General features: G+C 45.3%; 19 protein-coding genes. 7 read left to right on the top strand and 12 right to left on the bottom strand.

What is annotated here, in order from left to right; translation table 11 throughout:
• Positions 1–95: 95 nt before the first annotated feature.
• From FCL48_RS17885 to FCL48_RS17830, 11 genes are all read right to left on the bottom strand, one after another.
• Positions 96–866 (bottom strand): DUF1835 domain-containing protein, encoded by a 771-nt coding sequence (locus FCL48_RS17885; RefSeq protein ID WP_136874144.1) that lies wholly within the window; start codon positions 864–866, stop codon positions 96–98.
• 71 nt (positions 867–937) lie between these two features.
• Positions 938–1,744 (bottom strand): fumarylacetoacetate hydrolase family protein, encoded by an 807-nt coding sequence (locus FCL48_RS17880; protein WP_136874142.1) that lies wholly within the window; start codon positions 1,742–1,744, stop codon positions 938–940.
• A 180-nt stretch (positions 1,745–1,924) separates the two neighbouring features.
• Positions 1,925–2,548, bottom strand: a complete 624-nt coding sequence (locus FCL48_RS17875; RefSeq protein ID WP_136874140.1) for a LysE family translocator — start codon at positions 2,546–2,548, stop codon at positions 1,925–1,927.
• A gap of 106 nt (positions 2,549–2,654) precedes the next feature.
• Positions 2,655–3,767, bottom strand: a complete 1,113-nt coding sequence (locus tag FCL48_RS17870) for an NAD(P)/FAD-dependent oxidoreductase (RefSeq protein WP_136874138.1) — start codon at positions 3,765–3,767, stop codon at positions 2,655–2,657.
• On the bottom strand, positions 3,764–4,606 hold the full coding sequence (locus tag FCL48_RS25785) for a rhodanese-like domain-containing protein (protein WP_305791026.1): 843 nt from the start codon (positions 4,604–4,606) through the stop codon (positions 3,764–3,766). Before FCL48_RS25785 ends, FCL48_RS17870 begins: the two co-directional genes overlap by 4 nt.
• Positions 4,607–4,982: 376 nt before the next feature.
• Positions 4,983–5,480: a metal-dependent transcriptional regulator gene (locus FCL48_RS17855; RefSeq protein WP_136874132.1), complete on the bottom strand. Its 498-nt coding sequence runs from the start codon at positions 5,478–5,480 to the stop codon at positions 4,983–4,985.
• A 188-nt stretch (positions 5,481–5,668) separates the two neighbouring features.
• The gene (locus FCL48_RS17850) at positions 5,669–6,139 is read right to left on the bottom strand and encodes a Fur family transcriptional regulator (RefSeq protein ID WP_240744877.1); all 471 of its coding nucleotides are present in this window, start codon (positions 6,137–6,139) and stop codon (positions 5,669–5,671) included.
• 302 nt (positions 6,140–6,441) lie between these two features.
• Positions 6,442–6,765: a hypothetical protein gene (locus FCL48_RS17845; RefSeq protein WP_136874130.1), complete on the bottom strand. Its 324-nt coding sequence runs from the start codon at positions 6,763–6,765 to the stop codon at positions 6,442–6,444.
• Between the two features lie 338 nt (positions 6,766–7,103).
• Positions 7,104–7,898 (bottom strand): zinc-dependent peptidase, encoded by a 795-nt coding sequence (locus FCL48_RS17840; RefSeq protein ID WP_136874128.1) that lies wholly within the window; start codon positions 7,896–7,898, stop codon positions 7,104–7,106.
• A 182-nt stretch (positions 7,899–8,080) separates the two neighbouring features.
• Complete coding sequence (locus FCL48_RS17835) at positions 8,081–8,749, bottom strand: response regulator (RefSeq protein WP_136874126.1); 669 nt, start codon at positions 8,747–8,749, stop codon at positions 8,081–8,083.
• Between the two features lie 12 nt (positions 8,750–8,761).
• Positions 8,762–10,216, bottom strand: a complete 1,455-nt coding sequence (locus FCL48_RS17830) for an ATP-binding protein (protein ID WP_136874124.1) — start codon at positions 10,214–10,216, stop codon at positions 8,762–8,764.
• A gap of 265 nt (positions 10,217–10,481) precedes the next feature.
• On the opposite strand from FCL48_RS17830, the gene FCL48_RS17825 reads away from it, so the two are divergent.
• The 6 genes from FCL48_RS17825 (at position 10,482) to FCL48_RS17800 (ending at position 14,624) form a co-directional block, all read left to right on the top strand.
• Positions 10,482–11,186 (top strand): response regulator transcription factor, encoded by a 705-nt coding sequence (locus FCL48_RS17825; RefSeq protein ID WP_169309270.1) that lies wholly within the window; start codon positions 10,482–10,484, stop codon positions 11,184–11,186.
• 127 nt (positions 11,187–11,313) lie between these two features.
• The gene (locus FCL48_RS17820) at positions 11,314–11,775 is read left to right on the top strand and encodes a hypothetical protein (RefSeq protein ID WP_136874120.1); all 462 of its coding nucleotides are present in this window, start codon (positions 11,314–11,316) and stop codon (positions 11,773–11,775) included.
• 421 nt (positions 11,776–12,196) lie between these two features.
• Positions 12,197–12,385, top strand: a complete 189-nt coding sequence (locus FCL48_RS17815) for a hypothetical protein (RefSeq protein WP_136874118.1) — start codon at positions 12,197–12,199, stop codon at positions 12,383–12,385.
• A 257-nt stretch (positions 12,386–12,642) separates the two neighbouring features.
• A complete protein-coding gene (locus FCL48_RS17810; protein ID WP_205747750.1) occupies positions 12,643–12,918 on the top strand; it encodes a hypothetical protein in 276 nt (91 codons plus the stop codon).
• A 141-nt stretch (positions 12,919–13,059) separates the two neighbouring features.
• Complete coding sequence (locus tag FCL48_RS17805) at positions 13,060–13,560, top strand: response regulator (protein WP_136874116.1); 501 nt, start codon at positions 13,060–13,062, stop codon at positions 13,558–13,560.
• A 236-nt stretch (positions 13,561–13,796) separates the two neighbouring features.
• Positions 13,797–14,624, top strand: coding sequence for an outer membrane beta-barrel protein (locus FCL48_RS17800; RefSeq protein WP_136874114.1), 828 nt, complete (start codon positions 13,797–13,799; stop codon positions 14,622–14,624).
• Between the two features lie 80 nt (positions 14,625–14,704).
• Here the strand turns inward: FCL48_RS17800 and FCL48_RS17795 are convergent, their stop codons facing one another.
• The gene (locus tag FCL48_RS17795; protein WP_136874112.1) at positions 14,705–15,151 is read right to left on the bottom strand and encodes a group II truncated hemoglobin; all 447 of its coding nucleotides are present in this window, start codon (positions 15,149–15,151) and stop codon (positions 14,705–14,707) included.
• Between the two features lie 460 nt (positions 15,152–15,611).
• Between FCL48_RS17795 and FCL48_RS17790 the strand changes: the two genes are divergently transcribed.
• The gene (locus FCL48_RS17790; RefSeq protein WP_136874110.1) at positions 15,612–17,216 is read left to right on the top strand and encodes a long-chain-fatty-acid--CoA ligase; all 1,605 of its coding nucleotides are present in this window, start codon (positions 15,612–15,614) and stop codon (positions 17,214–17,216) included.
• Positions 17,217–17,262 lie beyond the last annotated feature (46 nt).

Genomic DNA, 17,262 nt, shown 5'->3' with positions numbered 1-17,262 from the left:
TTTATTATGAATTGTGGTGATTCCATTATAATTCAAAGGTTAGGGCTCTTCAATGTTTTATATCATAATATCATGCATTTACTGATAATTTTCACCTATTTATTCAATCCCGAAAGTTGAGTTATTACTTTTGCTAAAAGGCGTTGTACCTGCAAATCACCAAAGCCGTAAATAGCTTCTCTTTTTGAGAATTCTTTAAAGATCGTAGAGAATTCTGTTGTCTGTAATTCCCGTATAATATTGAGAAGAGTTTGTTCCGGCCTGCCAGGAGAGCCGTCCACGGAAGCCCTGGCACCATGGGCCTGAATTGCAGGCAAAACAAACGGATAGTTATCGCTGAGTTCATTACCCAGTCGAACCAGCTCTTCATAATTATTTGCCTGATAGCCCTTCCACAATGAACGAAACAGTTGCAGTTCCGTAAATGTTATTTCTTTTTTGCTGGCATAGGCTTGCATAAAGCAGGCTTCACTCATCCCGCCAAAGCCATATTCATAACCTGCGGTTGGTCTCACCAGGAAAAACGGACAACGCTGTCTTTTTTTTGCGAGAAGATCAAGGACAAACCACAAGTTCACCTGACATAATAAATCATCTTCAAACCAGAAATTAATCTCTGAGCCCTCTGGGATGTTTTGCATTTTTTCCATCTCAGTAACGCTCATTGAGTAATAATCTTTTTTTGTGAACTCTTTATAGCTTTTACTTATAAAATCAGCGCGTATCGAAAAGAAATCATCCAGATCCCTTCCCTGTACCCCACCTTCAATAAGGCATTCGCGCATGATGATGGTCTTGCCTGTAATCTGCTCGGGGAGTTGTCCCTTCAGGGCGTCGCCATTGAGGATGTGGTATATATTTTTCATAAAATATTGATGGCAAAAACTTCAATGATTGGTGGACAACCAGGCGATTTCTATAAATTACCACACCCTTTTTATTGGCGGATTTCATTTTCCAGGCTCCCCACCTGCTCAATGGTTACAGACACCGTATCTCCATTGGTAAGAGCCTGTGTACGCCCCGGCGTTCCCATAAAGATCAAATCCCCCGGCATCAAGGTAAAATATCGACTGAGATAGCTGACCACCTTTGCCGGTTTGTGGATCATGTAACGGGTGTTTTCCTGTTGTACAACTTTACCGTTGAGTCTGGTTGTCAGGAGAACGTTATTATAATCGACACCAACTGCAATGACAGAGCCAACAGGACCAAAACCATCACTGGCTTTGGAACGCATCCATTGCAGGTCGGAACCTTGCCAGCTCCGCTCCGTCAAATCATTGCCGACTGTTACTCCAAAAATGGCCTTATCCGCCTCGGCTTCACTGATATTTTTAGCCTGCTTACCAATGATCAGCACCAGTTCCCCCTCGAAATGAACATTTGTAGCGTCCGGCGGCAATTGGATCACCTCTCCAGAGGCAATGAGTGAGGTGGGCAGTTTCAAAAAAAGAGGAGGAGGTGCATCGGATGGTGATGAAATGTGGCTTGCGAAATTCATTCCAACGGCAAATACTTTTTGAGGGGTTGTTGGCAGTAATAATTTTACCTCTTCAAGCGGCAGAAGTTCTCCGCTCGCGACTAATTCCCCGAAAAGATCACCTGTCAGTGGCTGAATGTTCTGGCCGATGATGCGCCCGTAACTCACCTGCTGGTTGTGCTCAAATCGAGCAAGATGATCAACCTCGGCACTCGCCACGGAGGAGATCATCAGGGTTAAAATTACCATAAACCATTTCATCTGCTGGCTCCTTCATATATTTTTTGTTGTTGTCGTTTTACTGCAATAGAGGAAACGATAAGCAGGATTATGAAAAGACACATCCCCAATTTACCTCTGCTACAATAAGCAATAACCAGAATAATAGATCAGCAGTTGATCATTGTGGAGACCTGCACGACTCAAGACTTATGAGAATTTTCAGTCTTCCAAGAGTAAAGCAAGACCAAAACCGACAAAAGCGGCTCCCGTTAATTTATTGAAAAAAATCATTGGCTTTTTCCGGGATAAATACGGAGAGGCGACGGAAGACAGGAGAGCATAGCTTGACAGCACGAAGAATGATATCCCTTCGATGGTTAAAATAAGGGTGAGAAACTGTGGGATATAGGCCCTTGCTGGGTCTATGAACTGGGGGAAGAGTGCGGTGAAAAACGCTATGGCCTTAGGGTTGGAAATCCCGACGCCAAAGCCCTCTTTAAAGACAGCCCAACCCCTGACGTTCTTTCTGGTTTCACCCTGGAAGTGTATTTGCCCTTCTCCATAAGGCATTTTCCAGACTTTTATCCCAACATACACAAGATAAAAGCACCCCAATACTTTCAGGGTGAAAAACAGGGCCGAAGAGGTCACGATAATAGCCCCCAGACCTGCAGCCGAAAGGGACGCCAAAATGACCATGGCAATAAAATTACCCAGTATATTTGCAATAGCTATTTTATGGCCGTATCTCAGGCTGTTCTTTATCGTCAGAACTACAGCCGGACCAGGCAATGCGGTTACAGTAAGCGCCAGAATAAGGTAAATAATGTAGTCGTTTATCATCTGATAGCAGGAATTTCAAACCATCCTGACACTCCTCCAATGCCCTTTATCTTCAGGACTCTTCCACCTTTGTAAAAGAGTCCTGCCAGCAAAGCTCTTTTAACGCTCAGAACTCCTTAAACGTTTGAATAAATTTTCGATCGATATAATCTTTAATGACAAAGGCGAGCTTTCCGGAAAAGGTGAAAGACCATTTCGAGAGCACTCCCTGTTTATCACCAAGATTATAAATCAGGAGATAATCACCACCGGGGCTGAACTTTTCCAGGGGCTTTTTTTCAAGTGAGGCCATGAGATTATTATACAGGGTCTCATTTTGACGGACGGCGTACACCCCCACCTTGTCCAACGGTTGTTTCGCATAATAGATGCAGTCACCACCACCAAAAATATTGGCATGGCTTGTTGACTGTAAATACTCGTTTACCTTCAATCCACCATCAGGCCCGACATCTAGCCCCGATCTTGAAAAGATTTTTGACGGCCTCACCCCTAAAGCAGGGAAGATTATATCGGCCTTGTAGTGTGCTTCATTTTCCAGAGTTATTTCCTGATCAGCAACAGATGTAACATAACCGTCTTCAATTATTTCGATGCCTTTCTTCTCCAGTATCCTTCGAGCCAGTTTTTGAACTTTCTCCGGCCTGCCAGACATGAAGCTTCGGCCACCAAACAATTGAATCCGGGGCTGGGACAACCCGTGTTCTTTACACAGTTGATGAATGTTACCAGCAATTTCTATGGCGGCAGGACCGCTTCCAAGAACAGCTATTGTCACCCCGCCTTTCTTACCTTTTTCCAGGATTTGCTCTTTTGCTTTTTCCAGTTCTTCTATAGGCTTAGAGGTAAAGATACAACCACCACTATCTTTTACAATATTTTTAGGCACATAAGACCCGGCATTACAGGAAAGCACATCGTAGTGTAATGGTTCTTCCACGTCTTTTAGATAGACAAACTGCTGCTTGGGATCTATACGGTACGCCTCTGCCTGAACAAATACCCCTCCTTTACTTTCAACCAGTTTTTTCGTTGCAAAACGGATATCATCGGGTTGGTAGGTACCACCAAGCATTCCAGGCCCCATGCCGCTGTAATAGTGATATTGCGACGGTTGAATGACCGTCACCTGGAACCCCTTTGCGATAAAAGTATCGAGTTTTTTGAGGGTGATCATGTGGGCATGACCACCACCAATCAAAAGAAGATGTGGTTTCATGCCGCTTCCATTTGTTGATCTATATATTGTCCGAGCTTTTGAATATGTTGACGCTCTTCACCCGCAATTGTAGACAGAACTTCCTTTGTTTCTGCTGTCTTACTGCTGTCAGCCGCACGCAGATACAGATCGAGTGCCTGAACTTCAATTGCCATAGCCATGGAGAGAATATCCAGCTCGTTTTCCGTTTCTATATTATAGCGGTTCAGATATTCCGTTGTTGTAAGCCCGCCTTCCATTGCCGGCTGCACGACCTTATTTTTAAAGTCTTCAAGGCTTGCCGGTTTCTTTGTCATAGCCGTGTAGAGTTCCACCAGTCTTTGCTCGTGGAGAAGTTCGATTTCAGCCAGTTGAGAAAAGAGCTTCTTTGCGCCTTCTTTTTTGACCTTTTTCTCCATGGTAAGATAAAAATCCCTCAAGCCCATTTCCAGTCCAAAACCGGTTATAATGGCCTCTTCAGGGCTTGCACTTGCGGAGAAGAGATGCATACCCGAATCCTCCAGGCCCACCGCAACCTCTTTATCCCATGCCTTAATCCCACCGGACAGATTATAGACTTTCTCAAAGCCTTTTCCAGAAAGTAACTGCGCAGCAACCCGGCTGCGCCCACCAGTCGCTCAGTAAATCACAAGGTGTTTAGTCCGGTCGAGTTCTTCCAGCCTGTCTCCCAGATCTCCCACAGGAATGAGTTTAGCCCCAGGCTGGTGCCCGGCCTTATACTCACTTGGCTGGCGGACATCAAGAAAGACAACGTCTCCTTTTGGATTATCCTCAGCAAGTTTATTTGCCTGCTCCCAGTTAATTGATGATACAGGTGTTAAAAACTGCATCCATTTCATAATAACCTCCATAAATAGTTAACAATTCGACCAGCCAGTTAGACTTCAAGAAAAATATCCCTGATTATTTCAATTACAGAAAACAAAATAAGAGTAACCGTAACCCGACATATTTTCCTATTTTTTCTAACAATTCCATAAATCACCACACTCGTAATGAGCTAATGCACATAATTATCATGATACGGGTTACTGTCCAGCATCGTAAGAGCAAAACTGACATAACTGAAGCTGGTGTCTCAGTTCAAAAATGGCAACAACAAGGACTGCAACACGGAGAGAACAGAATAATGCTATACTACTGGGAGGGGAGGATTGACCGACGATAAGGGCAGCGAAAAACCTACTATAAAAGAGATCTGAATTTATGACCTCATCAATCTTTATTCGTGCAGCCATCCTTGCAATGACTGCACCCCTCTTCCTGGGTACAGCCATGCTTGCAATAGTAGCCAAAACCGGAGTCCCAGGTGATCCCACCCTTGGGGCACCGCTTCACATAATCGGCATATTGAATAAAACGGTCGACAATATTTTTGGGCACGGAGTGTTCCATTTTACAGGCGGCTTCATCGGCTTCTTTTGCGTCCACACCAAGAACGCTTACCAGGAATTCCTGCAGGGCAAGATGGCGCCGAACAATTTCTTCCGCCACCGCTTTGCCTTCTTTTGTGAGGGTGATCAGGTCATAGGGGGCATAATTCACAAGCCCAAAGGAGCTTAAAGTACGAAGAGCCCCGGTGACGGAGGAGGCCTTTACATCAAGGAAATTTGCAATATCCTTAGCCCGGGCGGCCATTTTGTCAGCCGATATCTGATAAATTGCCTCAAGATAATCTTCCTGACTTGCGGTGAGAACGGCATTTTTCTGCATCGATTTTTCCTTAAGAGGTTAGAGCGGATACTTAAAAAGATACGCTTGGACGAAATTTGTCAACGTATCTTTTGATGTAAAGACTGCTCCCAGGCAAACAAAAACGATGTCTTTAGAGAGTTCAAAAAAAAGGTCCTGAACAGGACGCTCAGTACACTATTGATCTTGAGACCTCAACAAAATCCATATTATCCTGCAAGATCATTGAGGTTTTTCTGCTGACACTCAGGACAGAGACCATAAAAATCCAGTCGATGGGCAACAATGGTGAAACCAGTTTCTGCCATCATTTTTTGGGTGATATCGTTGAGATCAAAAAGGCAAGGATCAACGATCTCCCCACACCCGGTGCAGATTATATGGGGATGAGGATAGGGTTTATTCCCATCATAGCGATTGCCGAGGTCACTAAACTGTAACTCGAGAACCTCTCCCTCCTGCTTTAAAAACGCCAGGGTTTTATATACGGTTGCAAGACTCATTGTCGGGTATTCCTTGAGCAAGGCTCCATAAATTGTCTCGGCAGATGGATGTCCTGCACTACTTGCAAGAATTTTGAATATCGCCAGCCGTTGCGGAGTAATCCGGTGCTCACCATCTTTGAGACGAGCAACCATCTGCGCTACTCTTTCCTCTACCATCATCTCTTTTTGATCCATATATCTCACAAATTGGGAATAATTCCTTATGGAAAATAATTATCCATTAGGATTAAGACTGTCAACAATAATCATTTTCCAACAAAACAGGGCCGGCTGCGCACAAAAACTCAGAGCCTCAGATACTTTTGTCCAAAAGTCTCTATCATGAGTGTCTTTGCAGCACCCAGACGACATCCACAAACTGAGCGTCGCAGAGGGAGGGCATAGGTGAGAGAAGTGCCATGGTTGTATTTTCAATACCTTATGGCAGTAAAAACTCCAGCCTTCTTTTTTATCACAGAAGGACAGGAAACAAGGCATTAAAAAATTGTATTGTAGGCAAGTGGAACGTTGGTGGTAAGGCAGAAAACATGCTTCGCATTGCAGACGATGTGCTTGGTCTGCGTATGAGGATCATACCAGCGAACTTCGGTATACTCCATTGTGTCCGGCCCGGTTCTGGAAAAAGAGATATCTCCCCACATTTCATCTCGATCTGTTGAGAGCCGGTCTAAAATGAAAACCCAAAGGATCATCTGCTCATCGTGACAAAAATCCGAGATATAGCTTTCTTCATTATCGAGGACAAGGTCGCCCCCGAACTCCGCGATACAAGCAGGGAGTATTTCCTGCAGGATGGTCATAAAACTCTGACTATCATGGACAATCCAGCCCTTATCCCGAAAGGCCTTTTCGTTTGGTCACAGAGAGGCTGCAGCGGATACATTTACAAAACAGAACAGAATAAAGACAAGCACAAGAGGTTTCATCGGTTCCCTCCACAATAGCTATCTTATATCGATCTCATGTCCCATAAATACAATTGGTCGGCTCGCTGAAAAGCAGATACATACACTGTAATAATATTTACAATACTACCCACTAAAGTCAATTGCCACGACGTGGCACCAAGCCGCTGACACCTACCAGGCTAAAGAACAGAAAGTGTAAAATCACAGGAAATAAAGATGTAAAACGAGACTCACGCCCCAGTGGCAAGATCTTTTCTGGCTGCCGTGTCCTGCAGGTAATAGGCAGAAAGGACTTCATAAAGTTTTGGCAGCTGGCTGCGCATCTGCCGTGGGCGATCAAAAAATAGTTCCGTTGCAACGGCAAAAAACTCGGCTTCATGCACAGCACCATAGGCATCAAGCAGGGTTTTCTGCCCCTCGGCAACACTTTTCTGCAGACGAAAATATTCTTTTGAACAGATCTCAACCCACTCTTTAAAAAGCCTTGTGGAACGAAGCTCCGGGGTTCCATCGGCTGAGCCATCGCGCATATCAAGAATATGGGCAAACTCGTGATAGACCACATTATGTCCGCGTTCCGGATGGCGAGCGTCCCGCACAACAGCATCCCAGACGAGAATGACAGGCCCACGGAGCATTGCCTGGCCCAAAATAGCCTGACGATCAGGCACAATGGACAGCCCCTGGCTAAATACTCCCGTTCTTTTCTGAGGCAGGGCCACCGTTGTCGGGTAGACAAGAACTGAAGTAAGCCCCGTGTACTGAAAGGGAGGAAGACAAAGAACCAGCAAACTGGCCTCGGCTGCAATGACAACCCTGATCTCATCGGTGATCTCAAGGCCGCCACAACCCTCAAAATTCTTTTCGGCAATAAAAATCTGGATCAACTCTTCCAGGTGGGACTGTTCCGCTGCTGTCAGGAAGGGGTAATGGGCCACCCTCTCCTGTAGTATCTGCCGCCATTTTTTTGGAAAAGGGGTTTGGAGAAGTTTTTTTCTTGATCGTTTGCGCCACCAGTTGAACATAAGAACTATCCTTTTCGCAGGCTGTATTCCTTTGATTCCATCAGAACAACTCTGCGAGGATGCATTCTGACATGATACCGTTTGAGGACCTTCTTAAATCTATACGTCACCGGGAAAAATTACCAATTTGTCCAACTTCATCGGTGTTCTCAAAATTTATCCTCAGAATATCAATCTCACGGCTATACTTCATACTTATATCCAACACTGTAGACGGAGCGTATCAGCTCAAGGTCCGGTGCAACCACAGCGATTTTTTTCCTGAGTTTCTTGATATGACTGTCAATAGTGCGATCGCAGACGATACGCTGATCACTGTAAATCCGTTCCATCAACTGGTCACGGCTGAAAATCTGCCCCGGCCGCGCGGCCAGGATGGCAAGGAGTTGAAACTCCACTGCCGTCAGATCAAGTTTTTTGCCCTGAATCGTTGCAAGATACCGATCTTCATCGAGAACCAGCAGCTCTTCTGCCAAGTCCGTCTGGCTGCCACGTCTGAGTACCGCCTTCACCCGAGCCACAACTTCACGTGGGCTGAACGGCTTACAGATATAATCGTCCGCACCAAATTCCAGACCAAGTAATCTGTCAATTTCCTCGACCCGAGCGGTTACCATAATGATGGGAACCCCTGAAAAGCCTCGGATCTCCTTACAAATATCCAGGCCATCTTTTCCTGGCAGCATCAGGTCTAACAGGATCAGATCTGGAGCTGCATCTCGAACAAAAGGCACAACGCGGTTTCCGTCTTCAAGCCAGGTTGTCTCAAATCCTGCCTGCTGCAGATAGTCGCGGTGCAGGTCAGCAAGTCTTTTCTCATCTTCGACGATCAATATTTTCTGTTTTTCCATAATCTGTTTTCACTATCCTAAAGCAAGAGGAAGTTCGAGTTTAATCATAATCCCACCCAAAAGAGACGATTCGGCTGTAATCTTACCTTCATGGGCCTCAACTATATTTTTACAGATGGCAAGTCCCAGTCCGGCCCCTCCAGTTTTACGGTTTCGTGATCCCTCCACCCGGTAAAAACGTTCAAAGAGCTGGCCCAAGTGTTCTTTGGGGACCGTAGGAGTCGAGTCCTCTATTGTAACAGTGAGATATTCTTTGCCAAGCATAAGATTCACATGAATCATCCCCGGCCCATCGGTATAACGTAAACTGTTTTCTAAAAGGTTGGTAAAAAGCTGTTGAAGCCGCTCTGGATCGCCAAGAAGAGTACAGGAATGCACCCCACCATGGTGTAAGGTAAGCTTGAGTTCTTTTTCTGACATACGATGTTCAAATGATTCAATGGTCCCTTCTAAAATTCCGATAGGGTTCACCTCAACCCGCTTATAGTTCAAAGCTCCAACATCGGACATGGACAATTCATAAAGATCGCTGACCATTCGCTCAAGCTGCATGACCTCCCCATGCAGGATACCAAGAGTCTGCGGGTCCGGCTGACGGATTCCGTCCTGAAGTGCCTCTACCTCACCACGAAGGACCGACAGCGGTGTTCGCAGCTCATGGGAAATATCTGCAGCCCACTGTTTTCTATTTTTTTCATTATTTTCGAGAGTCATTGCCAGGGTGTTAAAATCTTTTGAAAGCCGGCCCAACTCATCGCCCGTGGTAACAGGAATTCGTGTCATAAACTTGCCTGCAATCAATTTCCTTGTTCCCTTGGTCAGGGCATTAATGGGGCGCAGAAGATGTATAGTCACAGGAAACGAGAGAAGAAGAGACAAAACAACAATGATAACCGGTATAAATGCAAATGTTTCCACCTGTTGCTTCAGGAAATGTCTGTCCCTGTCAAATGCCAGTTTTTCAGCTGGGACTAGACCTATGTAACCAATGATGGCATCCTGCTGCTTGATCGGGATCATTTTCAACTCATTCTGCGACTCACCCGCCCCGCCAATTATCCAGCTCTTATCGCTGTTAAACAATATAAGCCTCTGCCCGACTATTCCCGGCCGACCTGGACCAACATCCGGTTCTTTACCAGAAGCCGGAGACAAAGGCGACCCAGGAGGCCGCACTGCCATTGGTGCAACACCTTCTTCCCCCGGAGGTATGGGCAGTGAAGTTTCCCGATGCAACTGCCGCCACAGTCTATGATTACCGACAATAAAGTCCCATCCCCCTGTCTGCTGATAATACTCTTGCAGTTGACTGGTTAACAGATCGAGCTGCTCGAGTTCCTGAATTTTGACATATTCTTTAAAGCCCCGCTCAAAGCTCGATTTAACAAAAAGATGTAAAGCCAGTGATACAATTGCACTTGAGAGCAAGAGGGTAAAAAAAAGTTTGTGCTTGATTTTCAATTTCACATCGAGATCCTGGGTTTAAATAAGGTGTTCTGTGCTGCTGTGCACCTTTTGGAAGTAAAAAAATAAAAAGGTTCTACGGTACTGCATCTAACAGAAAATAGTCCTTAAATGAGCAAGAAATATGAAAGATAAGAAATTTTTCCTACCGTCCATATTTCCTCCACATTTGGACACTAGTTTGAAAATGTGGGTAATTTTCCATACAATGCATCGGGGCCTGCTCCAACAGACACAAAGGTATTTTTTTAACATATGTACAAAGCTTATGAATAAGGTAAATATTCTCTTTCTTGGTGATGAATCAAAATACTATCAGGATCTAAGACAGGTCCTCACTGCCAACGGTATGGAAGTCACCAGGGTAGACAGTATTACAAAAGAAGATGAAATACTGACGAGTGTATCGCCGCACCTTGTTATTGTCTACAGCCCGCAGGAAGGGGTGGGCGGCCTTGCTTTCTGCCAGGAATTACGTTCTTTTTACTCCGGTCTCATGGTTCTGGTTTCCTGTCAAAAAGATACAGAATTTCATACCCTGGCCCTCGGACTCGGCGCTGATGCATCGCTCTCCGCGGAGCAGGGCACCTCGTTTATTGCAGCAAATATACATGCAATGCTGCGACGGTGCGAGGCTCTGAACCCAACAAAAAAACTCACCTTCGGTCATTTGACAATAGACTCAAGTAAGCGAGATGCTTACGTAGGTGATGAGGCAGCATCTTTGTCTACCATAGAATTCCAGCTCATCTGGTTACTTGCCAGACGTCAAGGCTCCGTTGTTTCAAGAGAGGATATCCACCGTGAACTGTATAAAACAGGCTATAACGGTTACGATAGAAGTATCGATCTTTATATTTCAAGAATTCGGCAGAAGATCGGTGATGACCCAAATTCTTCCCGCTATGTGAAAACAGTTCGTGGCCTGGGATATCAATTTATTCCCAATAAAACCACCGTTTCCGGCCCCTGAGCCGGAACGATACATACTGTTACATTTTTTTACACTCGCGCTATACAACAATTCCTGCAAATCGACGATAATCACAGTGGGAGAACTGTCTTTTACCAAGGTTGTACATTTATTAAGGAGACACAATATGATCAGCAGTATAAGTAGTGGCAGTGATGCCATGACAATGATGAGAAGCTCCATGCAAAAACCGTCACAAGGAAAGGATGTCTTTCAGATTTCCGACAGTGACGGCAACGGTGTGGTTGCCGATTCCGAGCTAACAGCGCTCACCGATACAATTTCTGAATCTACCGGTATTGATGTAGATGATGCCCTCAGCTATGATGCTGACGGTGACGGTGGTCTCAGTGGCGAAGAATTACTGGATATGTTGTCCAGCAACGGTTTTTCAGTACCACAAATGGCAGGTGGAGAAGAGGGAATGGCACAAGGGCCTCCGCCTCCGCCACCACCTTCTTCTGAAGAGGCCATTTCTGCATATTCCCAGAACAGTGGCAGTGATGACTTAATGTCCCAGTTGCTCGATGCACTGGGAAGTGATGAAGACGCATCCACGTCTAACTCATTATTTAGCACGACATCGTAAATACAAAAAGTTACAGCTGCAGGACAACCCAGCTGTGCAACCTGCAGATGGTGAGCAAGTGACAGTTTTTCCCTTTTCTCGCTTACTCACCATTCACTCATTTTCAATGTCCTGCGAGTGGGCAACTTCAAGATAAGTGTGTACCTTATCTCTTCTCCAAAATATCTAAGCCGACTTACCCCCAGGCGAATTGCCGTAATCCGCCCACAACAAAAGAGGTCATTACCTTGACAACGTAGGCACCTTCCAACACAAGGTCAGAACAGCCCCAGAGCATTCTCTGACAATTTCCTTCCCTCTTTTCTCTTTCCTTATTTGCTCCCTATTTACTCCACAATAGCCTGCTATTGTTACGTCTATATCATGCATGCAACTCTTTTGGTCGAGCATGCAATCTCTATTGTAATAAAAGGATAAGACAATGGAAAAAGAAAACCTCCAAGAAAATCTCGGGATAAAATTTCTACTCTCGTTAATGATCATTACCGCTTTGGGCATCAAACTATTTTCTTCGGTCCTTCCCGTCCTACAACGCATCAAACTCGTTGCAGCACCAGCCTGGAACGAAGAAGGACAGCTTATTCCGCCATACAGACGAACACACCCATAACGATTTGAAAAAAAGAGAACACAGGTATAACAGGAAGTCTTTTCTGGAATCTCACCGGTGCATCGCTAAAAATGTGATACCCTCAGAAAATCCACAATTCTTCCATAATTGCTCCTCAATTAGCAGATACATTGCAACCAGGTAACCAAAAAATGTCAGGTTTCCCGGCACCGCCCCCCTCTCCTCCCCCCCCCTTGGTGCCGGGGAAACTGGTATAGATAGCAACGAAAGCAACCAATAAAAACCAGGAGAAAACAATGAAAAAGAACCATGTATTCAAATTTTCAGCCTTTGTGACCGCATTCGCTGTCATGGCTCTCGTCAGCATAAATGCAACGGCGGCAAGCAACCAGAAACGTCCCGGACCACCCCCAGAGGCAATTCAGGCATGTCAAGGCAAGGAAGTAGGCGATGCTGTAACCTTTACCAACCGCAACAACGACACCGTTAAGGCGACCTGCAAGAAAATTGAAGGCCAAATTGTCGCATTCCCGGACAATATGCCAGCTGATGGCCCACCACCACAGCAATAAACGGCAAGTTTGAATAAGGGCTCGAAAAACATAGTTTCCTGCCCTTTCATGATTGCGTTTTACAAAATGCTCTAAGACCAGCGGAATTATTTCAGGCAAAAGGTCTGAAGTATAAATCGACAGCAACTGGAGTCAGCACAAATGAACGATGAGATAGCAGCAAAACGCCCCACGCAAGACCAGAATCGCCGGCTCGATGAATTACAGAAAAATATTTTGACCATTCATCAGCACGTTCAGCAACAGATCAACTTGAGGCCAAGGAACACAAAGCCAAAAGTACTTGTAGTCGACGGCAACGAGCAGTTACTGGACACTATTACACACTTTCTTTCCAAACGGGGAATCCTGACTGTTTCAACAATCAATGGCCTTGAGGCTCTACACCATTTCCATAATAAACAGTTCGATCTGGTTCTCTCGGCAATCAACCTCCGCGGTCTCAATGGGAACACCCTTGCCCGCTATGTCAAAAGTCAAACTAAAACAATACCGGTTATAGCTCATACGAGCTCTATCTGGCAGGTGGAAGAGTCCTTTGATGCCATCCTGGAAAAGCCTATTGAGCTCGAAATACTCTTCGAACAGATATTGCACCATATGGATTTAAGAAATGGTCAGTTAGCACGTCCACAACATTAATATCTGTCTGGAAATTTTGAGATAACGCTGAAAATTTCTAAGAAGCAAGAAGACAACAGTTACATCTTCTACTGGCCGATTATCCCTCCCCGGACCATGCCACCCGAACTGCTGGCTCAATATTTACAAGGTTAGAAACCGGAAGATCATACCCAAAAGTAAATTTTTAAATACTGACCTGCCTGAACTCCCCTCAGCTTGTCCTTCTGAAAATATATATAGTTAACGATACAGTAATGAAAAAAACATTTATAGTCCTGTGCCTGATTGTGGCCTTTGCCTTACTTGCTTTTGATGTTCAAGCCGAAGAAGAACTCAATGTTCAGCTGGAAGACCAAAACCTTCACACCCAGAAACAGACAAACAGTTTTTACGACAAATACCTCAAAGATAAATTACAAATCGGCCTGCGAGAATCCTACCAGACTCTGACAGACTCCGACTCTGGCGCAAAGGGGGGAGGGCAGGGAGACGGAACATTTCTGGGCACAATATATGCTCTTGACGAAATACAGAGTTACGTTCCTAACTTTTATGTTAACTATTTTTTCACAAAATATTGGGGGGTAGAACTCGCCTATGACAGTATAGAGGGAGAAACACTGGCAACTTCCACGGGTTACAGCACCATCAAAAGCGATGGTGATGTCAGCCTTGCCGGCCCCACTCTCAGTATTGTTGGTCGCTATCCAAACCAGACCCGGTTCACTCCTTATGCTAGTATCGGTCTCGGTTACTACTTCGGGGATTTTGATGAAGAAGCTCATTGGGCTCTCGGATACCCTGATCCTTCGGTATATGAAGCTGCTGGAAGCCCATCAACCCATTACTACGACAAAACCAGAGTTATGGATGTTGATGACCCTTTAGGTTTCGTTATAGCTGCGGGCTGTGCCTATCGTCTGACCGACAGCCTTTCCCTTGATCTGTCGCTTTCCTATACAAATGTCACGGCCGAGGCAACATTTTATGGCTACCAGTATGGGGTTCTTTATACTGAGCAGGACGGGAGTTTTCCTTTAGACAATGTCGCTGTTCGGGCTGGAATTACATTTTCTTTCTAAGTCACTTCACAAGTCAGTATCATTTCCCATGGGGCGAGACCGCTTGATGGTGTAAAAGCACCACAAAACCCGGCATACCTTTAGCCATTATCAGGTTTTATTGTGACTGGTGTCTGCATAAATTGCTGTTGACACCAGTTGCAGATTTTCTCGGCGGGACGTCGAAAACGCTGCACCAGATAGTTCTTAAAATCATCCTCTATCGGCTGCCTGGAAAGAGCCTTTTCCATGCACAAGAGCCATACATCCCTGTCAGCCCCATTTATCTGCAAAAAAGAGTGTAGACCGGTGAGATCAATGGAGCCGTACTTTTCTTTGTAGAGTTGCGGGCCTCCTAACCAGCCGCAGACAAAAAATGCAAACCTCTCCTTGGTCGGCCCCAAATCTGCCGGATGCATTGCTCTAATTCTACCTGCCTCGGGCTGACTATCCATTATGTCATAGAAACAGTCGGCCAGGCTGCGAATACCCTCGATACCACCCAATAACGTAAAAGCATTGTTTTGAAATTCTATTGTTTTTTGCATTTCTTTTCTCTCGTAGATTTTTGTTACAATTGCCCTATGTCTCTTGCAATACTTCCATTGTAAGTATTCGCTCCCTGAGTCTGATTTATACTGAGCAATTTTTATCGTTTCCAAATGTCAATCACACCCCCGGAAAGACATGGAGTTCCTTTGCCAAAGTGTAACGCCAATTGTCGAACCATCCGTAATACCATTTGCGTAAGCTGCCGAAAAGATGTAGCTTTAAGCTCTGAAACCAAATTATAATAGACAGCACATCGGCAGAAGAGAGCTCCCTTGAAGAATCAGGATACAGTCAGCCATCTGCTCTCGGGTAAATCTCAACGATCATGCGTGGCAACATTGAAACACAATAGGCAATAAACCTGCGGAGAGGCAATTACCTTTCTCACAGGAACCAATATGGCATTTGATTGGATGGAATACTTTCTCATCAACATCTTCAACAAGGAGTGGTCTTATGGCAATTGCAAATGTGAACAAGAGTATTCTGACACCTGTAGAATTTCTTACCCGAAGTGCTTTCGTTTATCCCAATAAGCTCGCTGTTGTCTACAAAGATCAGCGCTATACCTACAAACAGTTTTCCGAACGCGTATATCGTCTTGCCAATGCACTGAAGGCCAAAGGTGTCGGTAAAGGCGACAAGGTAGCTTTTATCTGCCCCAACATTCCACCAATGCTTGAGGCACATTATGCTGTACCAATGATCGGCGCCGCACTCGTGAGTGTCAATATTCGCCTTTCCAAAGGAGAAGTTTCCTATATCGTCGACCACTCAGATGCCAAACTGCTCGTTGTTGACAGTGAACTGGCCGCAACCGTTGACCCACGCGAATTATCAAAGGTAAAAACCTATGTAACTATTTGTGATATTGATAAAAACATCACTATTCATGGAAGCCTCGAGTATGAAGCCTTTCTCGCTGAAGCCTCACCCGTGGCACCGCCAACAGATATAGATTCAGAAGACCAGCTCATTGCCATTAACTATACCAGTGGCACAACCGGACGACCAAAGGGAGTCATGTACCATCACCGGGGAGCATACCTCAACGCAATTGGGGAAATTCTTGAATCCGGCGTTACACCCGCATCTGTCTATTTATGGACACTTCCCATGTTCCATTGCAACGGCTGGTGTTTTACCTGGGGTATTACTGCAGCAGGAGCGACGCATGTCTGCTTACGAGCCGTAATTGCAGAAGATATTTACAGGTTGATCCAAGAGGAGAATGTCACACATCTCTGTGCCGCGCCAACAATTCTCATCATCATGAGCAGTTGGCCGGGTGCTGCCGATATGAAAATAAAACAGCCCCTTAAAATAATGACTGCTGGAGCGCCACCTGCACCTACCATCATCAGCAATATGGAAAAAATTGGTGCTGAGATAACCCATACGTATGGCCTAACGGAGGTGTATGGCCCCCATAGTGTCTGTGCCTGGCAACCAACCTGGAAGGATCTTTCCGCCGCTGAACTGGCAGACGTAAAATCACGCCAGGGGGTACCTTATATTGTCACCCATTATATGGATGTTGTCGATCCAATCACCATGGAACCCGTACCACGGGACGGTCTAACTATCGGTGAAATTGTCATGCGTGGTAACAACGTAATGACTGGGTATTACAAAGATCCCAAAGCAACGGAAGCGGCATTTGCCGGGGGCTGGTTCCACAGCGGGGATCTGGCAGTCATGCACGAGGACGGCTATGTCCAGATTATGGACAGAAAAAAAGATATCATCATCAGTGGTGGAGAAAATATCTCAACCGTTGAAGTCGAAAATGTTATATACCGTCATCCCGCCGTCCAGGAGGTGGCTGTCATCCCCGTTCCAGACGATAAATGGGGCGAAGTACCCAAGGCATTTATTATATTAAAACCCAACGCCTCCGCCACTGCAGAAGACATCATTACCTTCACCAAAGAGCATCTCGCCCGCTTTAAGGCCCCCAAGTATATCGAATTTAGCGATCTACCTAAAACCGCTACAGGTAAGATTCAGAAATTCAAACTGCGGGAAAAAGAATGGGAAGGAAGAAGGCGTGTAAATTAATGACGAATGTGCCCTGTCCTTTCGCATAACGCCACTTATTTTTTCT

Origin of the sequence: Desulforhopalus sp. IMCC35007 (assembly GCF_005116575.1) — a bacterium.
Classification (GTDB): domain Bacteria; phylum Desulfobacterota; class Desulfobulbia; order Desulfobulbales; family Desulfocapsaceae; genus Desulforhopalus_A.
Note: the sequence above shows the minus strand (reverse complement) of the source record. Positions and strands in the feature narration are given on the sequence as shown.

Coding starts and splice junctions, on each gene's coding strand:
- FCL48_RS17815 (WP_136874118.1), top strand. CDS start 12,197: ATGGAAAAAGAAAACCTCCAAGAAAATCTCGGGATAAAATTTCTACTC.
- FCL48_RS17845 (WP_136874130.1), bottom strand. CDS start 6,765: ATGACCATCCTGCAGGAAATACTCCCTGCTTGTATCGCGGAGTTCGGG.
- FCL48_RS17825 (WP_169309270.1), top strand. CDS start 10,482: ATGAATAAGGTAAATATTCTCTTTCTTGGTGATGAATCAAAATACTAT.
- FCL48_RS17820 (WP_136874120.1), top strand. CDS start 11,314: ATGATCAGCAGTATAAGTAGTGGCAGTGATGCCATGACAATGATGAGA.
- FCL48_RS17855 (WP_136874132.1), bottom strand. CDS start 5,480: ATGCAGAAAAATGCCGTTCTCACCGCAAGTCAGGAAGATTATCTTGAG.
- FCL48_RS17885 (WP_136874144.1), bottom strand. CDS start 866: ATGAAAAATATATACCACATCCTCAATGGCGACGCCCTGAAGGGACAA.
- FCL48_RS17795 (WP_136874112.1), bottom strand. CDS start 15,151: ATGCAAAAAACAATAGAATTTCAAAACAATGCTTTTACGTTATTGGGT.
- FCL48_RS17810 (WP_205747750.1), top strand. CDS start 12,643: ATGAAAAAGAACCATGTATTCAAATTTTCAGCCTTTGTGACCGCATTC.
- FCL48_RS17790 (WP_136874110.1), top strand. CDS start 15,612: ATGGCAATTGCAAATGTGAACAAGAGTATTCTGACACCTGTAGAATTT.
- FCL48_RS17840 (WP_136874128.1), bottom strand. CDS start 7,898: ATGTTCAACTGGTGGCGCAAACGATCAAGAAAAAAACTTCTCCAAACC.
- FCL48_RS17875 (WP_136874140.1), bottom strand. CDS start 2,548: ATGATAAACGACTACATTATTTACCTTATTCTGGCGCTTACTGTAACC.
- FCL48_RS17835 (WP_136874126.1), bottom strand. CDS start 8,749: ATGGAAAAACAGAAAATATTGATCGTCGAAGATGAGAAAAGACTTGCT.
- FCL48_RS17880 (WP_136874142.1), bottom strand. CDS start 1,744: ATGAAATGGTTTATGGTAATTTTAACCCTGATGATCTCCTCCGTGGCG.
- FCL48_RS17800 (WP_136874114.1), top strand. CDS start 13,797: ATGAAAAAAACATTTATAGTCCTGTGCCTGATTGTGGCCTTTGCCTTA.
- FCL48_RS17850 (WP_240744877.1), bottom strand. CDS start 6,139: ATGGATCAAAAAGAGATGATGGTAGAGGAAAGAGTAGCGCAGATGGTT.
- FCL48_RS17805 (WP_136874116.1), top strand. CDS start 13,060: ATGAACGATGAGATAGCAGCAAAACGCCCCACGCAAGACCAGAATCGC.
- FCL48_RS17870 (WP_136874138.1), bottom strand. CDS start 3,767: ATGAAACCACATCTTCTTTTGATTGGTGGTGGTCATGCCCACATGATC.